Source organism: Desulfovermiculus halophilus DSM 18834 (genome assembly GCF_000620765.1).
Lineage (GTDB): Bacteria > Desulfobacterota > Desulfovibrionia > Desulfovibrionales > Desulfothermaceae > Desulfovermiculus > Desulfovermiculus halophilus.
This window is the reverse complement of sequence record NZ_JIAK01000008.1, coordinates 93,110-110,526: the sequence shown is the minus strand read 5'-3', so window position 1 is coordinate 110,526 and position 17,417 is coordinate 93,110. Positions and strand designations below refer to the sequence as shown.

The 17,417-nt window shown below is 56.2% G+C and carries 16 protein-coding genes; 3 read left to right on the top strand and 13 right to left on the bottom strand.

Features of this window, described 5'->3' with window-relative positions; genetic code table 11:
* Positions 1 to 61: 61 nt before the first annotated feature.
* The 8 genes from N902_RS16530 to N902_RS0105120 all read right to left on the bottom strand — a co-directional run bounded on the left by N902_RS16530 (position 62) and on the right by N902_RS0105120 (position 9,387).
* Entirely contained in the window at positions 62 to 2,233 is a 2,172-nt protein-coding gene (locus tag N902_RS16530; RefSeq protein WP_084287819.1) for a molybdopterin-containing oxidoreductase family protein, read from the bottom strand.
* A gap of 94 nt (positions 2,234 to 2,327) precedes the next feature.
* Positions 2,328 to 3,137 carry a hypothetical protein gene (locus tag N902_RS0105155; protein WP_027370062.1) on the bottom strand — a complete coding sequence of 270 codons (810 nt, stop codon included), beginning with the start codon at positions 3,135 to 3,137 and terminating at the stop codon, positions 2,328 to 2,330.
* Between the two features lie 145 nt (positions 3,138 to 3,282).
* Entirely contained in the window at positions 3,283 to 3,774 is a 492-nt protein-coding gene (locus tag N902_RS0105150) for a MaoC family dehydratase (RefSeq protein WP_027370061.1), read from the bottom strand.
* Positions 3,775 to 4,502: 728 nt separating this feature from the next.
* Entirely contained in the window at positions 4,503 to 5,057 is a 555-nt protein-coding gene (locus N902_RS0105140; protein ID WP_051564336.1) for an isochorismatase family protein, read from the bottom strand.
* 264 nt (positions 5,058 to 5,321) lie between these two features.
* Entirely contained in the window at positions 5,322 to 7,085 is a 1,764-nt protein-coding gene (locus N902_RS0105135; protein WP_153304142.1) for a hypothetical protein, read from the bottom strand.
* Positions 7,086 to 7,235: 150 nt separating this feature from the next.
* Positions 7,236 to 7,955, bottom strand: coding sequence for a hypothetical protein (locus N902_RS16525; RefSeq protein ID WP_051564322.1), 720 nt, complete (start codon positions 7,953 to 7,955; stop codon positions 7,236 to 7,238).
* A gap of 114 nt (positions 7,956 to 8,069) precedes the next feature.
* Complete coding sequence (tnpA, locus tag N902_RS0105125; protein WP_027370058.1) at positions 8,070 to 8,507, bottom strand: IS200/IS605 family transposase; 438 nt, start codon at positions 8,505 to 8,507, stop codon at positions 8,070 to 8,072.
* A 76-nt stretch (positions 8,508 to 8,583) separates the two neighbouring features.
* The gene (locus N902_RS0105120) at positions 8,584 to 9,387 is read right to left on the bottom strand and encodes a hypothetical protein (RefSeq protein ID WP_027370057.1); all 804 of its coding nucleotides are present in this window, start codon (positions 9,385 to 9,387) and stop codon (positions 8,584 to 8,586) included.
* 357 nt (positions 9,388 to 9,744) lie between these two features.
* Here N902_RS0105120 and N902_RS0105115 point away from each other — a divergent pair, with 357 nt between their 5' ends.
* The gene (locus N902_RS0105115) at positions 9,745 to 10,407 is read left to right on the top strand and encodes a DUF2959 domain-containing protein (RefSeq protein WP_027370056.1); all 663 of its coding nucleotides are present in this window, start codon (positions 9,745 to 9,747) and stop codon (positions 10,405 to 10,407) included.
* Positions 10,408 to 11,058: 651 nt separating this feature from the next.
* On the opposite strand, the gene N902_RS0105110 is transcribed toward N902_RS0105115, so the two are convergent.
* The 3 genes from N902_RS0105110 to N902_RS16515 all read right to left on the bottom strand — a co-directional run bounded on the left by N902_RS0105110 (position 11,059) and on the right by N902_RS16515 (position 13,348).
* Positions 11,059 to 11,559 (bottom strand): hypothetical protein, encoded by a 501-nt coding sequence (locus tag N902_RS0105110; protein WP_027370055.1) that lies wholly within the window; start codon positions 11,557 to 11,559, stop codon positions 11,059 to 11,061.
* A 173-nt stretch (positions 11,560 to 11,732) separates the two neighbouring features.
* The gene (locus N902_RS16520) at positions 11,733 to 12,392 is read right to left on the bottom strand and encodes a class I SAM-dependent methyltransferase (RefSeq protein ID WP_084287816.1); all 660 of its coding nucleotides are present in this window, start codon (positions 12,390 to 12,392) and stop codon (positions 11,733 to 11,735) included.
* An 8-nt stretch (positions 12,393 to 12,400) separates the two neighbouring features.
* Positions 12,401 to 13,348, bottom strand: a complete 948-nt coding sequence (locus tag N902_RS16515) for a DMT family transporter (RefSeq protein WP_051564320.1) — start codon at positions 13,346 to 13,348, stop codon at positions 12,401 to 12,403.
* Positions 13,349 to 13,704: 356 nt separating this feature from the next.
* Between N902_RS16515 and N902_RS20620 the strand changes: the two genes are divergently transcribed.
* The gene (locus N902_RS20620) at positions 13,705 to 13,818 is read left to right on the top strand and encodes a dual CXXC motif small (seleno)protein (RefSeq protein ID WP_425246515.1); all 114 of its coding nucleotides are present in this window, start codon (positions 13,705 to 13,707) and stop codon (positions 13,816 to 13,818) included.
* Positions 13,819 to 14,167: 349 nt separating this feature from the next.
* Complete coding sequence (locus N902_RS0105090; protein ID WP_027370053.1) at positions 14,168 to 14,740, top strand: flavodoxin family protein; 573 nt, start codon at positions 14,168 to 14,170, stop codon at positions 14,738 to 14,740.
* 26 nt (positions 14,741 to 14,766) lie between these two features.
* On the opposite strand, the gene N902_RS16510 is transcribed toward N902_RS0105090, so the two are convergent.
* Positions 14,767 to 16,344 (bottom strand): 4Fe-4S binding protein, encoded by a 1,578-nt coding sequence (locus N902_RS16510; RefSeq protein WP_027370052.1) that lies wholly within the window; start codon positions 16,342 to 16,344, stop codon positions 14,767 to 14,769.
* A gap of 48 nt (positions 16,345 to 16,392) precedes the next feature.
* The gene (locus N902_RS0105080) at positions 16,393 to 17,316 is read right to left on the bottom strand and encodes a DUF362 domain-containing protein (RefSeq protein WP_027370051.1); all 924 of its coding nucleotides are present in this window, start codon (positions 17,314 to 17,316) and stop codon (positions 16,393 to 16,395) included.
* Positions 17,317 to 17,417 lie beyond the last annotated feature (101 nt).

Below are 17,417 nucleotides of genomic sequence, written 5' to 3'. Positions count from 1 at the left end.
TCTCCTCGTAAGCATCCAGCACCCTTCCAAAGGCCCTTGAACTCACACCTCTTCTCCACTCTCATCTCCCTTCTGCCTTCCGGATCTGAACCAGGGTCTGCTTGGGCATGGCCGTTACCAGGGGATCAAACGCGTCCGCAGGATCCGTGCTGTACATGAGATTCACATTCGCCCCGCCCTCCACCAGGGAAAACCCCTCCAGACCGAGCTCTTCGCATCCCTGCCACCACCCGTGCAGGCTCATGACCGTATCCGGACGGATGCCCGGCGTATACTGGGCCTGGAGACTGATCCGGCCGTGGGGGGACTCCACGATGACCCAGTCCCCATCTTCTATGCCTCTGGCCTTGGCTGTATCCGGATGCAGATGCAGCCAGGGATAGGGCTGCATCTCCCGCAGATAGGGGATGTTGCGCAGCCACCCGTGGCAATAGGCGTCCGAGGTATGGGTGTCGGTAAAGATCAGGGGATATTTTTCGGCCAGATCCGGGGTCCCGGTCTGACCTTCCGGAGGTTCCCTCCATTCCGGCATTGGGGCAAAGCCGTGGGCTGCAAAGGTCGTATTGTACAGGGCCACTTTGCCCTGGGGCAGATACGGTGCCTTGGACAGCCTGGTGCTGGGAGTGGAAAAGATCTGCTCGTACTTTTCATAGACCATGGGCTTTGGCTCGTACACGATCCCGGTGGGATAGGCTCTGAGCTCCTCCATGCTGAAGCCAAAGTTCTCCAGCTGATAGTCCATGCATCTCTCTATACTTCCCTCCCAGAAGTATTCGCCGTAGCCCATCTTCACTCCCAGATCCAGCCAGAACTGGTAGTCGGACCCATACTCGCCCAGGGGCTCAACCACCTTGTTCCGGGCCATGATCCAGTTTCCGGCCACTTCAAAGGGATGATCACACTCGTACATGCTGGCCACCGGAACAACCACGTCGGCCCAGGGCATGGCCGCAGTCTCCATCACATCGATCACGGCCAAGAAGTCCACCCTGCGCAGGGCCTCAATGACCCGACCCGGATTGCGGGTGCTGACCGTGGGCTGGGTCCCAGGGGCAATGATCGAATGAATTGGATACGGATCCTGGGTCAGAACGCTTTCCAGACAGCTGTAGTAGGCGGACGAGGGCCCTTCAATGAAGGGCTGAAACGGCATGGCAACTTCCGGAGCCACCAGCTTATTGATCAGTTCCGGGGTAAAGAGCTCCCAGGGGGTTACCGGGTTCAGCTTGGGCATGTCACTGCCCACCGGGACCACATTGCCCCCGGGCCGGTCCAGATTGCCGCTGATTGCAATCAGGGCGGCCACAGCCCGAACCGCATTGCTTGAGTTCACGGTCTGATCAAAGGCGTTTCCGGTTATGATGCAGGCCGATCCGGAAGTGGCGTACATCCTGGCCAAATCCCGGATCTTTTGTGCAGAAATCCCGGTTATCTCTTCAGCCCACTGCGGGGTGTACTGCCGGACATGGTCGGCCAGTTGATCGAATCCATAGCACCATCTGGAGACAAAATCATGGTCATAGATATTATCCTCAATCACGACCTGTAGCATAGCCAGGGCCAAGGCCCCGTCCGTCCCCGGCCTGATCGGAATCCAGACATCGGCCCGGGCTGCGTCCGGCTGCAGTTCCGGCTTAATGGACACAACCCTGGCCCCTCTTTCCCGGGCTTTGAAAATCTTTTGCAGCCGTCCCTGCGGCCCGCCGGAAAAGACAGGATTCGCACCCCAGATCAGAATGAGCTCGCTCTGGTCCAAATCCGCCCCACGCATGCCCAGCATGGGAAAGCCCACTATATAGGCAAAGCCGAAGGCCTGTTGAATCGCGCACAGTCCGCTGTGCCCGTAGTTCGGACTGCCGTGCACAGCCAGAAACCGCTGCAGGTAGTCGTTGTAGCTCCGTCTGGCTGGAGAGAGAATGGCCAATGATTCCGGGCCGTACTTCTCCTTCTGCTCCCCGAGCTCACCTGCGATCAGAGTGAGGGCTTCATCCCAGGATATGGGCGCAAACTTGCCCTCCCCGCGCTTGCCGGTTCGCTTCAGCGGTGTCTTGAGCCGCTGCGGAGAGTACAGCCACTGTGTGGAGGCAAATGCCTTGGGGCACAGTCGTCCCTGATTGGTGGGCGCCTCCGGCATGCCGGCAATATCTACAAGCCGGCCGTTGTGGATGTAGCAGTTGACGCCGCATCCGGCCATGGGGCCGCACATGGAGCAGAATGTAGGGATCTTGTGCATAAACAGCTCGAAACTTTACAAACTGGATAATTCGCCTGCGGCAGTCAAGCCTGCGAATTATGATTCTTCGACGTAGCTTGTGGATTTTTGCAGTTTACCATCTCTCTTTGGGCTCATGACCTTTTTTCCGGCCTCTGCCATTGTCATGGCCTACTTTTCGTCCCCTGCCGCGATCATGTGCTTTTTTCTCCATCATTTCACGGCTTTTTTCCCATCCCTTGGTTTGCTCGCGTCTTTCCAGCCCTCTTTCCCGGTCATGGTCTCTGCGCTCTCTATCCCAGTGCTCTTCAACACCCCGTTTTCTTTCATCAAAACGTTCGTTGGCCCGGCCCCGGTCATGACCACGCTCGAACCTTTCCTCTTTCATATCCCGTTTCTTATCAAACCTCGCTCTATCCCGATCACGTTCCCTCTCAATCTCCTCCCGGCGATCGAACCCATCTCTTTTACGGTCGAACCGATCACCGTCTCGATCTCTATCCCGGCCAAACTCATCCCTCTTTCTTTCGCCTCGGCGTTCAAACTCGTCTTCTCTCCGCTCCCGCTCTCTGTCCAGCCGCTCCTGTTCCCGTTCCCGCCGACGTTCGAGCTCGTCTCTTCGTCGTTTTTGCTCCCTCTCGATCTCATCTCGTCTCCGGTCCAGACCCCGATCTCGCTCGGCCTCCACCCTCTCCATCCGCTCTTTCTTCTTTCGCAGCATTCGCTCGATCTCTTCCTGAGTCCGAGCAGCCTCTTGGCCCTCCACTCCGTGCTCACTCTGCACAAGCATTATTGCGGGTTGCAAAAGCACGTCCCAAACACTTTTTTCATACCTGAACTCACTGTCAGGTTGGGCCGTGGCCGGAGCTGCAACAATGGTTAGGGCCAGCACGAGGCCGGACAACACATAGAACGTCCTTTTCATTTGGTTGCTCCTCTATCACGTGGTTGAAGACAAATACGCACAAGAACAATAACCCTACGGTTTTCGGTGTCAATAAATCCAAAGTCCTGGCAGGGTGCCCAAACCCGGACTGGAGGGACCGGACCGCGAGCCCCCCTGGCGGGCATTACCTGCATTGCTGTGTATTATGCGGCCCGTTGGTGTGATCTCCCTCATCAATCAGCTGCCCCATGACCGTTTGCGCCTCACCTCCCGGCACAATCCCGCCGATTTCGGCTTCCAGGGCCTTTACTCCGTCTTGTTTTGTAATCGTTACGGATGCTGTGGCTCGACCTTGTGGATCTATTTCTGTGATGACCCAGGTGCATCTCAGTCTCTCGCCAACATAAACCGGCCCCTTGAATCGGAGATTGAAGGCAGAAGCCAGCCATCCAATCTGTCCCCCGATCTCGGTAATCAGACTTGCAACCAGCAATCCGTGACAAATCGGGGCCGAAAAATTCCGGGCCGCAGCAAAACGGGCATCGAAATGAACAGGATTATAATCCCGTGAGATCCGGGCAAACCGAAGCACGTCGTCATTTGTAAATGTCCGGAACGTTTGAAATGAATCCCCGACTTGAAGGCCCTCTGCGGCCCGCTCCCTGAGACCTGCCATCTCTGACCTCCTCTTCAGTCAGCTTTGCCTCCGGCAGATCCGACATCTCCTTTGGGCCAACGAGTCCCAAAAAAGAGAACTTGCCGGATTAATCATGAATGAAACTGTCCGCTTACCCTCTCCTCCGTCATTGCTTGCCCCGGCACGCAGGCAATCATCGCTCTCAAGGCGTATACACGGAACATGCCTTTGGTCAAGAATGCCGATGCATACGCAAGCATGCGTCTAGGTCACGATCGTTTGGGGCAGTTTGGGGCACGAAAGACATGGCATTGCGCAAAAAAGAGTTGCAACGGTGGGAACTGATATTTCCGCAAGCCCGGACGGTACAAGTAAGTTCAGCCGGCCATTTCGTCCAGGAGGAAGCGCCGGATGAGCTTGCCGAAACCGTTATCCCTTTTCTCAGCGAGGACCCGTAGTCCATCAAGGCACTGTTAAAATCAACATATGTGCATTGACTATCAGGAGTACGTACAACACGGTCTCAAGTATGTGGGCAAGCCTCCAATCTGTGTTGAGCTCGGCCTGCGCTGCAAATAAGGTCCGCAACAAGAGAGGGCTTGTCTCGCTATGCTCCTGTAATCATCCCTCTCGAAAGCTTATCCTTCGTTCCAATGCGGGGTTGGGCTATGGCCAACCCCGCATTGGGGCCGCCAAGCACACCGCTGACAGCGGCCAATCTGAAAGTACATCCCCATCTCTGTTTACTCATCCTATATGCGATACCATTATTTGACGATAGGCAGCACGGCCCGGAATTCATCTGTATTCGACCGCTTGGCCCACTCAAAGATAACGATCTCTGCCGAAGTAACCACCGCCCCGGCCTGCCGCAGCTGAGACACGGCGATATCCCGGTTTTCCTTCAGCCTGGAAGCGACTGCGTCGGCTGTCAGGTGCACCTGAAAACCAGCCTGAATCAGATCCAAGCTGGTCTGCAACACGCAAACATGGGCTTCCGTTCCAGCCACCACTATTTTTTGCTTGCCAAAGGACTGTACCCAGGGAACAAAATCCGGCTCCAGACAGGCACTGAAATGCTCCTTGGCAAATACCCTGGGGTGACCAATGGCGTTCACAATGTCCGGATGGGTACCGCCCAATCCTTTGGCATACTGTTCAGTGAGCAGGATGGGAATATTTAAGAGTTTAGCGGCCTGAATGAGCTGCCCGGTTCGTTTGGCCACCTGATCCCAGCCTGATATTGCCTTGAGCATGGAGGTTTGCAGATCAACGATCAAAAGCAGGCTGTCTTCCTGAATGGCCACATAATCGTGCCGCATGAGCATACCTCCAAGGTAATCATTCACCCTGACTTTTTCCAACGAAGACATGACGGAAACGGCATGCGACTCTCATCTTTGGCTACAGTGATAATACCTTGCAGGTAGTTAACATATTGATTTCATACAACAAAATATTCTCTTTTTTCAAATGGTCAATCTCGGTTTATGAACCAAAGGTAGGATTTTGAGGGATTAGGGGTTGCTCGTGCCCTCCCGCCGAACTGCGGCCCGGCAGGAGGGTGTGGAATATACGGCCAGAGGTTACAGGGTCTGCAGGGAAAAGCCCTGCTTGTCCCGGACCAGGACAAATACCCTGTCTTCTCCTTGGAAGGTACAGAAACCGAAGTCGTAAATGTCCTTGGATATTTTCTTTGATTCCCAGGTCTCCTGAATGTTCTGCCCGTTCCATTTCAGCCCCACCAGGCTGTCCTGGGCATTTCTGTCGCCCATGAGGTCCTTGATCCGGTTCAGGCCGGCACGGGTCTGCCGCTGTTTGTTGATCACAAAGGCTTGGCCGTCGAATGCATTCTTGAGCACCAAGCGTCTTGGAGCAAAGACAAGGCGGGAGTTCTCCTCCATGGCTTGGGTGAATTTGGCCTTGTCCCTGAGAACAGGATAGGATGTAAGATGAAACTGGCCGTAATTCTTGTCGCTTATATCATTAAGCTCTTCTGTGGGCACAAAGTAGACGGCTACATCGTTTGACGGCTCCAGGATGAGCACATGATCCGAAGCCTGGGGCTGGAAGGCGAACTGATAGAGGGCATAGATATTGGCCGCCGGCTCGTACAAACCGCGGTTTACCAGCTCCTGGCTCTCTGCGTCCCAGGTGAAGCGGCAGATGTCCCCGGCATAGGGCTCGGATTCCCCCTTTTTTTGTCCGATAAGGACCTGCTCGCCGTTTCTGTCTTCAATCACCCGCAGGTAGTAGGGGAGGTCCCGGGCATAGGTGCGCACCCGACCGTCTTGGCAGGCCAGTATTCGGGAACTGATGAACGTATCCTCTCCATAGGGCGTGTCCTTGACTTTTCCCATGGTCACAACAAGCTCATCCTGCCCGTCGCCGGTTATATCCAGGGCATGCAGATGCAGCCCCACGCTGTTTTCCAAGTCAAATGAGCTATCGGCCAGCTGCTGCAGCCTGCCCTCCTGGTAATCGTAGATATCCAAGCCGTTGTCCCGGAGCAGGGCGAACTCCGGGCCGGGGTTCCCGTCCGCCTCACAAGGCACAAAGCGTGAGTACTTGCGCTCCAATCGAAGGACCTCTCTGTGGTAAAGGGGCTGGGCCTGCTCAAAGCCTGCTGCCTGCTTTTTCGGCTTTTCGGTTTCCGCAGATGGAACCTTTGTGTCCATGCCTGAAGACTGATTGGATGCAGGCGTCTTAGATGCTGTCTCCTGGATCGCGGAGGCCTGGGCAAGGTGCAGAGGGACTCCAGCCGCAGCAGTGGTCTGGATGTCAGTGGAGATCTCTTGGGTACGGGCAAAAAATGTATCTCCAGAGTACAGGGACTGCACCTTAACCGCCAGATTGTCTCCAGCAATGCCTTCCAGGCGCAGGAGAAGGCCGTAGCGGTCGGCATAGCGCTGGATGTCGCGGCCGTAGACCTCGACTACCTCATAGTTATTTTCCAAAAGCGTATCAATCAGGTGGGTGTACTGGGCAGACGATTCCTTTTCCCGTATGTTCGTGTACACATAGAGCACCGGGGAAGCCGGTTGGGCCACAAGATCGCCCTCTTCAATGGCACCTCCCAGGCTGGTCAGGGTCTGGGCCAGGACCTTGTCCTCGAACTGCGATTCCACCCGGATGACTCCGGCTGAAGGCAGAAGATAGTCCGGAACGTCAGTGTCCTGCTTGAGCACGAGGAGCTCATGCCCCCTGGAAACACTTTCGTCTGATGCGGCAAAGGCCAGGCGTCCGCTGTGGACCTCGTCCACAGGGGAGAGAATGCGGTGTCGGGGCGGATACTTGGAACCCAAGTGCTCGATCAGCCGCTCATAAGAAACGGCGTCTGCATGGACCAATCCCGGAACAAAGGCTAGAAGGACAAAAAAAAAAGGCGGCCTTTACTGCGGAGGGAAACATATGATGCTGCTCCTTCTTATTTTACAAACAGGGGAGCAACTCCCCTGTTTGTAATCAGCGAGAAGTTCGGGAAACAGAAAGGCTTCCGTTTAGAAGCTCCATCTCATCTCAAAGGTGTTCATGATCGCAGTCTGGTCGAAATCGTCTCCGTGCAGATCCTGGATCCCATCCCCTGGCTCGAAGATCGACAGCGTATTGCCCAGGGAAAAGTGGTTGGTGAAATTGTAGGTCAGATTCACGTCGAACTCCAGGCCCATCTCGTCGTCAATGCTATTGCCTTCCACATCTTCCAGGGCCCCGGTATCTTCAAACTGGAAGTACTGCAGCATGGCCTTGTACTCCCAGTTGTCCCGGGAACCTTTGGCCCCCAGCCCCATGGAGACCATGCCCGGAGAGTTGGCAGAGGCCGAGTTGCTGATCCCACCATAGCCCTGGCCTATATCTTCATCAATACCCAACATGCTCGGGGTCCCGTCGTACAGATTGCTGCCCAGGACCGGAATGGCTCGGTAGATAAAGGCGTTTTCCATGCCAAAGACCGGGGCATATCTGGCGATATTGGTCACAGCGTTGTAGGCGTCTATATCTCCGTCGTTGGCATCCCCGTCGCCCTGGTAGAAGTAGCCTCCGATAAAGGGCTTGAACAGGGAATGGACATCCGCTTCCAGGGCGGCGAACAGGGCATAGGATTCAATGTCCACGTCGTCTGTGTTGCCATTGGCTAATTCGTGGTTGTCTTTCTCCCCAGTGATGTAGACAAGCTCCGCCCTGGGGGTGAAGATGCCGAAGTCAGTAGGTACCACCGGCATAGCCGGTGGCTTGCCTAGCCCTAGAAGGGCCTTGTTACTTGCACCCCTTAAGGGGTACTTGAGGTTGGGGCTGAACCCAATCCTCGTTCCAGTTAGCAGTTACTACGTGCTCCCCTAAAAGGGGCTACGCATGTCTGTATCGTATTGGTCTTCTATCATTTCATGTTGTTCCTGGTTCTGGATATATTTTCGTACCTTGGCTTCATCTAATCCAACGGTGCTTACGTAATATCCTCTGGCCCAAAAACTATGGCCACGAAAATTCTTACGCAATCTACTGTACTTCTCAAATATGATCATGGCGCTCTTGCCTTTCACGTAACCTACTATGTTTGCAACTGAATATTTGGGCGGTATGGATACACACATATGGATATGATCAACACAGGCTTTGCCTTCAATGATCTTAATACCCTTGTACTCGCATAATTTCCTAAGTATTTGCCCAATCTCAACTTTTAGGTGACCGTATATGACCTTACGCCGTCTCTTCGGTACCCACACTATATGGTATTTGCACTCCCATACCGTATGGGCTAAACTCTCTTTCATATGCGCTCCTTTCGTTTCGCTTGTGCACGGATTCAGCCCCGTGCCAATATACGAAAGGAGCGCTTGCTTTTAAATACTACAGCATAGCTTTTTCAACTCTCCCCGGCGTAGCCGGGGGTTTAGCTCTGGAATTACCGATGCCCTCCAGTCCGAAGTAGTGCACGTCTGCCTCTCTGTCCTCATTGTCGCTAAAGAGGTAAAAGGGGCTTACATTAAAGCCGGTGTCTCCCAAGGGGAACTCCAGCTTCAAAGTATAGGCCCGCCAGTCCAGATCGTCTGCGTCATAGGCTTCTGTTTCCCCGTCCTGATCCAAGTCATCCTGAATAACCAGATAGAGAACATCCCATTTCACATCCGGCATGAGCTCCCCGCTGAGTTCGATGAATGGATGGTCGTCACCGTAGACCATGCCTCCTGTGGCCATGTCCGTGCCTTTGGTGTTCCACCCGGATCCCAGCTTTATCGGCACCCCGTGAGACGCGAAATCGTAGGTCGCCTCCAGCTTTTCTATCCCAAAGTCTTCACCGGTCATCCCGGAGTCTTCCAGACCCAAAGCTTCACCAGCCCCCCGGTCGGCATTGGCCTTGTTGTAGACAAAATCGGCTTCCAGGATGGAATGAAAGGTCCAGTTCTGCCCTTGGGCGTTGAATCCGATCCGAGCCTCATTCCTGATGCTTTCTTCATTTCCCAGGGCCCCGCTTTCGTCCAAAAAGTAGTCATACTCGGTGTCGTCATCGTTGAAATCCACATTGTCCACCAGGTGCGGATACACCTTCAGGCTGCCGAAGAGCTCCCAGTTCACGTCCCCGCTCTTGGCGCTGATCTTGCCCGAGCCCATCTTGGCTGAACCGACCGCAGCACAAACAAGCACCAACGACATGACTACACACCCAATACCAGCTGCTCTTTTCAAGCTCTCCCCTCCTTTTGACCGTGCATGAAACATCGAAAGCCCGTCTGCTGCCCTGGGTCGGAAAATTTACCGCCCTGCGGCCTGACCAGCCTCCCCTCCCCTAAACGCTGTTTGAAACAATTACAATTGTTCGAGATCTTGTATCGGAAAAAGACATCTTTGTCCATACCTTAGTTGATGCACATGCCTAGATTGTAAAAATCACAGAGCTTGCGGCCGATGAAAGCCGGACTGATGATGAACCCCAAGAAATTGATGACACAACCAGTATCCACTGCCGGATCTGAAATTGACGCCCGGGGAAATTCTGAGTATGCACACCGGATGAATATACACCCGCGTTTTCCTTCCAGCTTGCTGCTCACGGCAGCTTTGTTTTCCTTCTCGGCCCTTTTTGCCTGCTCCAGCACCTATTACACGGCAATGGAGAAGGTCGGTATTCATAAACGGGATATACTCGTGGACCGGGTTGAAGGGGCCCGGGATGCGCAGACACGTGCCCAGGAGGAATTCTCCTCTGCCCTGGAAAAGTTCTCGTCCGTTGTTGAGCTGGAAGAGACAGACTTGAAAGCGGCCTATGAAAAAATGCGGGATGCCTATGACCGCAGCAAGGAGCGGGCTGAAGAAGTATCCGAGCGGATAGACAGTGTGGAGTCGGTTGCCGGGGCCTTGTTTGCGGAGTGGGAAGACGAGCTTTCACTGTACGAAAATGCTAAGCTTCGACGCTCCAGCGAGCAGAAGCTGGATGCAACACGCAGGCAGTACGAAAAAATGCTGGCCAAGATGCGGGATGCAGAAGAGAAAATGGAGCCTGTGCTGCAGACCTTTCAGGACAATGTCCTGTATCTCAAACACAACCTGAACGCCCAGGCCATCGGGGCCCTGCGGACTGAGTTCGCCTCTCTGCGGGGGCAGATCGACACCCTGATCGAAAAGATGAACTCCTCCATCCAGGCCTCCAATGCGTTCATTGCCGAACTGCAATAGACGGAGAACGTTTTTTCTCTCAAGGATATGTGGACGCTTTTCCCATGCACAACAGGCCGGGATACAGAATAAAACACTTCAAGCCCGATTGGTTATCGAACCAAAGCTGATTTTTTTTATAAAATTTTCTCTGAAAGACTTGCTTTTTTCTTTTCCTGCTCTATACTATTAGTTGCATCCATCCATCACCATATTTGTGATCCACCCCCTCCTCACTTTCTTCATCAATCTGACATGGATGCGCACTGTGTATCTTGCTTGGATGTAAAATTTTTGACTGAGAGCTGAAATACTCCAATGATCTAAGATCAATTATAAATATATTTCTGCAATATTATAACGTGTTATCATTTTCTCCATATATACTAAGAATATGGATAACCATTCATGAACCATGGAGGGGGAGATGGTTACGCAATACATTCCCGGGTCATGTAAGCTGCCTCATGAGTCCTTTTATTTTTGCACACACTGCAACAAGCCTGTATATACAAGAAAAAATCCAACTGAACCATTCTTATGTCATAGCTGTGTTCTCCAAAAAAGGATCAAAAGAGGGTACATGTATTGTCAAAATTGTGGCAGCCGGGTATACCTCGATGACCAAGACACGCACTAACCCACTTGCCTGCCAAAGCGCAGGCAAGTGGGTTAGTTTTCCAGACCTGCGATATCCTGCAGGGGAACATCCTGCATCTGGGAGCGCATTTCCTGCTCCCCGGACACTGGTTCAGACTCCAGGACCACCAGGGTCTGATCGCCAAGAGCAACAATCAGCGTTCCTGCCCTGGCCTGCTTGTCGAACTGATACATTGCCTTATTCCCGTCCAAGTCCAGGGACCTGGCGATCTGATCCTGGCTTTCGGTATTAAACTCCGGCATCTGCCGAAACTGCTGCACTTGGGGAGCCGGGCCCTTGATTATGCTCAGGGTCATCTCCCTGTCCGAATCAGCATACCTTTGCTGTAGCGTGGACCATGCCTGTCCGCCGGAATCCATATTCATGCCCTCCGGCTCACCATCCTGCTCAACTCCGGCGATGCTCTGGGGCAAAACCGGAATCCAGTTCGTGTAGTCCATGGCAGATGCGTTCACCGAAAAAAACAGCAGCCCCAACCCGATCCCGACAATTGCCCAGCCTGTGGTTCGCATACCAACGCCTCCTTGTTGTGCATTCCGGTTGCAACCGTCCGATTCCAGCCAGTCCCGCGTACAACTCGTGCCCTGACAGAGGTCCGGACTCCGGAACACTGTCCCCCTGCACGCAGCTTTCCCGTGGCCGAGGTGTGCGTGATTCTTTCATACTACCACATGTTTCCTGTTGGTCAAAGAGGTAATCCGGCATCCGGCGCCGAAAACGTCTCTGGGGCATCGTCAGAGCCCCACCCGGCCTGATTGCAGCGACCTGCCCGCAGCACAAAGCCCATCCAGGTATCTGTACGTCGTATCGCGGATTCTTGGATCCAATGCTGTAAGTTCACCAATCCGCAGTCTGTGAAGACTCGGATGAGATCACCTTCTGGCCACAGATAGAACACCCGTCCATCCGGTCCGATCTCCCTGCCCCGCCCCTTTTTCATTGTGATCAGCACGTGCCCGCCGCTTTTTTTCAAGGCCCGCAATATCCGGGCCAGGACCGGCTTGAAACGGGCCTGGGGCACATGGACCAGGGCCCCGACCAAGATCAAGGCATCCATGTCCATTTTCTGAAAATCAAAGCTCTCAAAATCAGCTTCAATGACCGGCAGGCCGGTGTGCCTGCGGGCCAGTCCGGCCAGGGGCGAAGAAAGCTCCAGACCCCAACAGGTAAAGCCTTTTTGCTGCAGCCAGAGCATATCCCGTCCGGAACCGCATCCGATATCCAGAATGCGGGCCCCGGGGGATAGATATCCGGTCAGAGGACGGAGAAAAGAGGACGGATCGATGCCAAAAGTCTGCCCGAAATACTCCCGGGCCCGGGAGGAATAGAAGGTTTCTGAGCTCATAGCCGCTGCTAACGCATTGGTTCAGACCATGCTCTGTGCCCGATCCCTTTGGCCTTCACCCCCAGGCGGGGATGATAGGGCTTGGACAAGGTCTCGATCATGGCTGCGGCCACAACCAGAACCCCGCCCAAAGCCATGAGCCTGGAAAACGGTTCTCCAGCGAACAAGGCGGCGCTTATCGCGCCTACAATGACCTCGCTCATGAGCAGGATCCCGATTCTGGCCGGCTCTATGCGGGTGGTGGCCCACATGAAGCCGGTCAGGGAAAAGGCCCACCACAGCCCCCCAATGAGCAGGATCCAGCCCACAGCGGCTGGAATGGTGCCGGCAGAGATGTCCGGGACTGGTTGGTTCAGGGCCAAAGCCAGGACCAGCCCCATGATCACCCCCCCGGCGCAGAAAATAAAGTTGGTTTCAGCGGCTCTGGTTTTGGAATGGGCGTTGATCCCGGTTGCGGCAATGGACCACAGAATGCCGGAGGCTAATCCCAGAAAATCCCCCAGCGTCCTGGGAACGGGCAGGCCCGGATGACTTCCGGACAGGACCAGGCCGATCCCGATCAGGCCCAGGACAATGGCCAGGTACCTCCAGGGGGAAGCGGGCAATCCCAGCCAGAATCTGGCGATCAGTGTGCTCCACACAGGGGTCAAATAAAAGAGGAGAATGACAACAGCCACATGCCCGTAGATAAGACCATTGGAGTAGAGAACGAAGGACGCCCCGCCGAGGGCGGTGCTGAGCAGGGCCCTGGGCTTGGAGACGGCCAGCTGTTTTCGGCCCCTCCAGGCCAGAGGGGCTAGACACAGACAGCCGACCAGGACCACTGCTAAGGTCAGCCAGGGGCCGACAGGTGCAAGGGATTCCAGGCGGCGCAGAGGAACCCAGTAGATTCCCCACAGGGCGCCGATGACAACGACGAGAAAGCTGGGAAAGACTGTCTGGTTTTCGTGGTTCATAAGTATTGGAAGTACGGAAGCTCCGCTCCTGCCCACCCGCTCAGCCGGATCGAAATGGTGGACTTTTATGAATTTCAGGAATCATTTGCTCCAAAGAACAAAATATGGTACCCGATCGATTTCAGGAGTCAAGCCCGACCCAGATGGCTTTCGAGGTCCACGGACCCAACTTGCACTCCCCTGCCTCAGGGACGCGGCGAGCCATGGGTTATGCGCAATCCATAATCGGCAGAGAGGTTTTCATGCCTTTTCGCTTTTCGGTTTCCAAGCACCGGCCGGCTGAGAATGAGGATGGCAAAGCATTGCGCTGCAAGAGCTGCAACGGACTCCTTGCCCCATTCAAGACCTGATTTTTCATCGGTCTGCGCTGCAGGTCATGCGGCACACGTTTTCATTGGGAGCAATACGCTCACCAACTGGATGACGACTGGGAAGAAACTCTGGCCTCGGTCCCCTGTGATCGGCTGTAGCCGGCCCCGGCATACCGGGCCAAGGGCTGGCAAGAACCTCGAAGGACACGAGAAAAGAGGCCCTTCGACCCAGAAAGTGGAATTGCATACATAAGAGTTTGCCGTCTCTTCTGTGTGCCGTGAGCGGCAGGCCCGCACATTTTCTTGATCCCGCCACCCGGCACTCACGTGCATGATACGCTCACTCACACAGAAAGCAGTGACCTGCACGTGAGTAGCCGGGAGGGGGCAGGGATCCCCCTTTGGCGGGACTTAGAAAATACCGGGCCGAAAGTGGACACACAGAAGAGGTGGCAAACTCCAAAAATCCACAGGCTACGTCGAAGAACCAAAAAAGATTGGAGAGAACATGAACTGCGTATGTCTTTTGGGCAGCCCGCGGACCAAGGGCAATTCGGCAACCCTGGCCGCACGATTCACCCAAACGGCCCAGAGCCTGGGTGCCGGCGTGCAGACCTTTGCCCTCAACGAGCTTGCCTTTCAAGGCTGTCAGGCCTGCTTTGCCTGCAAAGGACAGGAAGAGAAGTGCATCCTTGAGGACGATTTGCAAGAGGTGCTGCAGGCCATTTCTGACTGCGACTGTCTGGTCCTGGCCTCCCCCATCTATTTCGGGGATGTGACCGCCCAAACCAAGGCCTTTATCGACCGCAGCTTCTCCTTCCTCCGGCCGGACTTTAAGACTTCGCCTCAGCCGGGCCGGTTGAGCGGGGAAAAGCACCTGGTGTTCATCCTCACCCAGGGCGACCCGGATGAGGAGTCCTTCAAGGACGTGTATCCCAAATATGCACGGTTTCTGAAGATGGAAGGCTACGCCCAGACCCACCTGATTCGGGGCTGCGGCCTGATGGGACCAGATGATGCCGCTGGAGACGAAAAAACGCTCCGCCAGGCCGAGGAGCTGGCCAGGCAGCTCTTCAGCTAGGGACCCGCAGTCCTTTCACCCCTTGCTCATTGCCCGAATCCAGGCGGCAGGTCATCCCCTTTGGTCCCTGGAGAGGTTGGACTTGATTGCACTGCCTCGTCCCGCTGCCCCCGGCTGATGGCCAGCCCCAGCTGCCGTCCCCGGGTCCGGTAGCTCCCCTGGGCCATTCGTTGGCTTCCGGTGGAGACGACGCGGATGGCCGCCCGCCCTTGCACTGGACAGGCATGCTCGCAGGCCCCGCATCCGGTGCACCTGTTTTCAAGGACCACGGGGACCGCCTCCTGGTTGCCTGCAATCTGCTGCATATCGATTGCCCCATAAGGACAGGCCTCGTCACAGACCAGGCAGCCCCGGTCCCATTCCCAGGCCAGACACAGCTGCCTGTCGATGGCCGCAGTCCCCATCTTGGCCCACATCTTCTCCGGCAGGGGCAGACTGCGGATGGCGCCGGTGGGACAGACCCGGCCGCAGGCTGCGCACTCCGGCCTGCACGGGCCACGCCTGGCCACGGCCAGGGGAGCGAACATGCCCTGCACGCCCTGCTCACCTCCCTGGGGCTGGAGCATATTGGTCGGACAGACCCGCATGCACGCTCCACACCGGACGCAGAGCCCTTGAAAGACTGTTTCCGGGACCGCCCCCGGGGGCCGAATCAGCTGCGCTGCCCTGAGCTGCCCTTTCTCCCGCTCACCCCGATAGGACCACAATCCCCCCCAGCTCACCCAGGCCGCTCCCGCACCCAGAATCATGGATCCCAGAACCTGTCGTCGGCCGGGCCAGAACCCGCTCCCCTGAGCCGGCCAATCGGCTGCCATCCAGGTCACGGACTGCTGCGGGCATGTTGTCTCGCATCTGCGGCAGACCAGGCATTCACCGGCCGGGACCCTTCCGGGACCGGCGATCCCCGCCGGACACTTGCGGGCGCATAGTCCACACTCCGTGCACCTGTCCCCAACCTTTCTGGTGATCAGGGCCAAGCGGCTGATCAGGGCCAGAAAAGCCCCGGTCGGACACAGATAGCGGCACCAGAACCTTGGAACCACCCAGGCGCTTCCAAGGACCACTCCCAGGAGCAGGACCATGCCGCCCAGGTGAGCCGTCCGTGGAGACTCACCTTCCATCCCCGGCAAGGGTGAAAGCCCGGCCGTAGCAACCACGGCGTGGACAAAGGGCCAGACCACGATGGTGTACAGGCGGCCGGCCAGAGACAGGGGCGAGCCCCAGTGGGTCAGATTCTGCCCGGCCAGGGCGGCTGCGGCCAAAATTACCAACAGGACGTATTTGCCCCGCCTCCAGCTCTGAGGCGGCCTCCACCCGCGTTTGTTTTTCCCCCTGCACGCAGAGACTGCTTCCATGCTGGTGCCCAGGGGGCAGACGTGGCTGCAGAAAAAGCGTCCCAGTATCAGGGTAACCAGGACAATGGTCCCGGCCTGGAGCAGTCCGGCCGGGACCATTTTTGTGCTCAGCCACTGCCCGATCCAGAGCAGGGGATCCAGCCTGATCATGGCCGGCAGGGGCGTCCATTTCTCCCAGGGGGAAAAACACAGCCAGACACCAAGGATAAAGAGGCCCAGGAAGCCGCCCTGAACTATTCGCTGCTGCATCCCGCTTCTCGCTTTATAGGAGCGCGTTCACAACCGCCCGTACCGGGCTCAAACCGAAACAGTACGCACATCCAGATTCTGCACATCCATCCGGCCCAGCCCCCACTCATGCCCAAGACGGATATGCTTGACCTTGGAGGGCGGTATCCGCTGCCCGTACCAGGGAACCATGGACACCGCCTGGGCATCGGCGGCAACCATGTCTCTGGAGGCCACGACCTTGTTCAGCTTAATCACCTCGCCAGGCCCGCTGGGCCCGTTTGTGGTCAGCGCCCGGGTCACGTCTATGACCGTGAGGTCGGCCTTGAGCAGACGGCATAGATCAGCGATGGAGGTGTGCAGATCGTATTGCCAGTGCATCTGGCTGCGGTTGGCGATGAGCCCCATCATCCCCTTCATGGACAGGCTGACCCCTGTGCTTCCATGGTGCTTGGCCACTGGCGCGGCTATGAGCACGTCCGACTCCAGGACCTCGCGCATGACCTCGGTTTGGGTAAAGTGCCCGGCCTTTGGAATGTTTTGGGCCACAAATCCCCGGGGGGGGTCCATGGCCCGGACCGTGCTGCCGGGCACCTGGCGGCACGCGGCCTGTATCCCGCTGTTTTCCAGGCAGGCCTCTGCTCCGCGCAGGGTATGATCCAGGATCAGGACCTTTTCCGCTCCGGCCTCCCGGCACATGGCGGCCAGGGTGCTGATGACCTCCGGATGGGTGGTGGTCCCCATTTCCGGGGGATTATCAAAGCTCATGTTCGGCTTGATCACCACCCGCTGCCCGGAGCGGACAAACCGGCCCATTCCGCCCAGAAGCTCCACCGCAGCCCTGGTTGCTGCGGCCGGGCTTCCCTTTGCCACTGCAATGTCCGGTGTGCTTTCGGCCCATAGATGCTTGGGCAGCACAGTCAGCGAACCGGCCAGGCTCAATGCGGCTCCGGCCTGCCATTTCAAGAACACGCGTCGGGAAAATCTGTTCATGTCTGCCTCCTCGGCTCAGTTCCGGCAGGTTGGAAGGAAAAGCGGGTCCCCAATCAATCCTCAGGCTTGGGGAACAGATGAAAAATGCAGGGATTGTCATT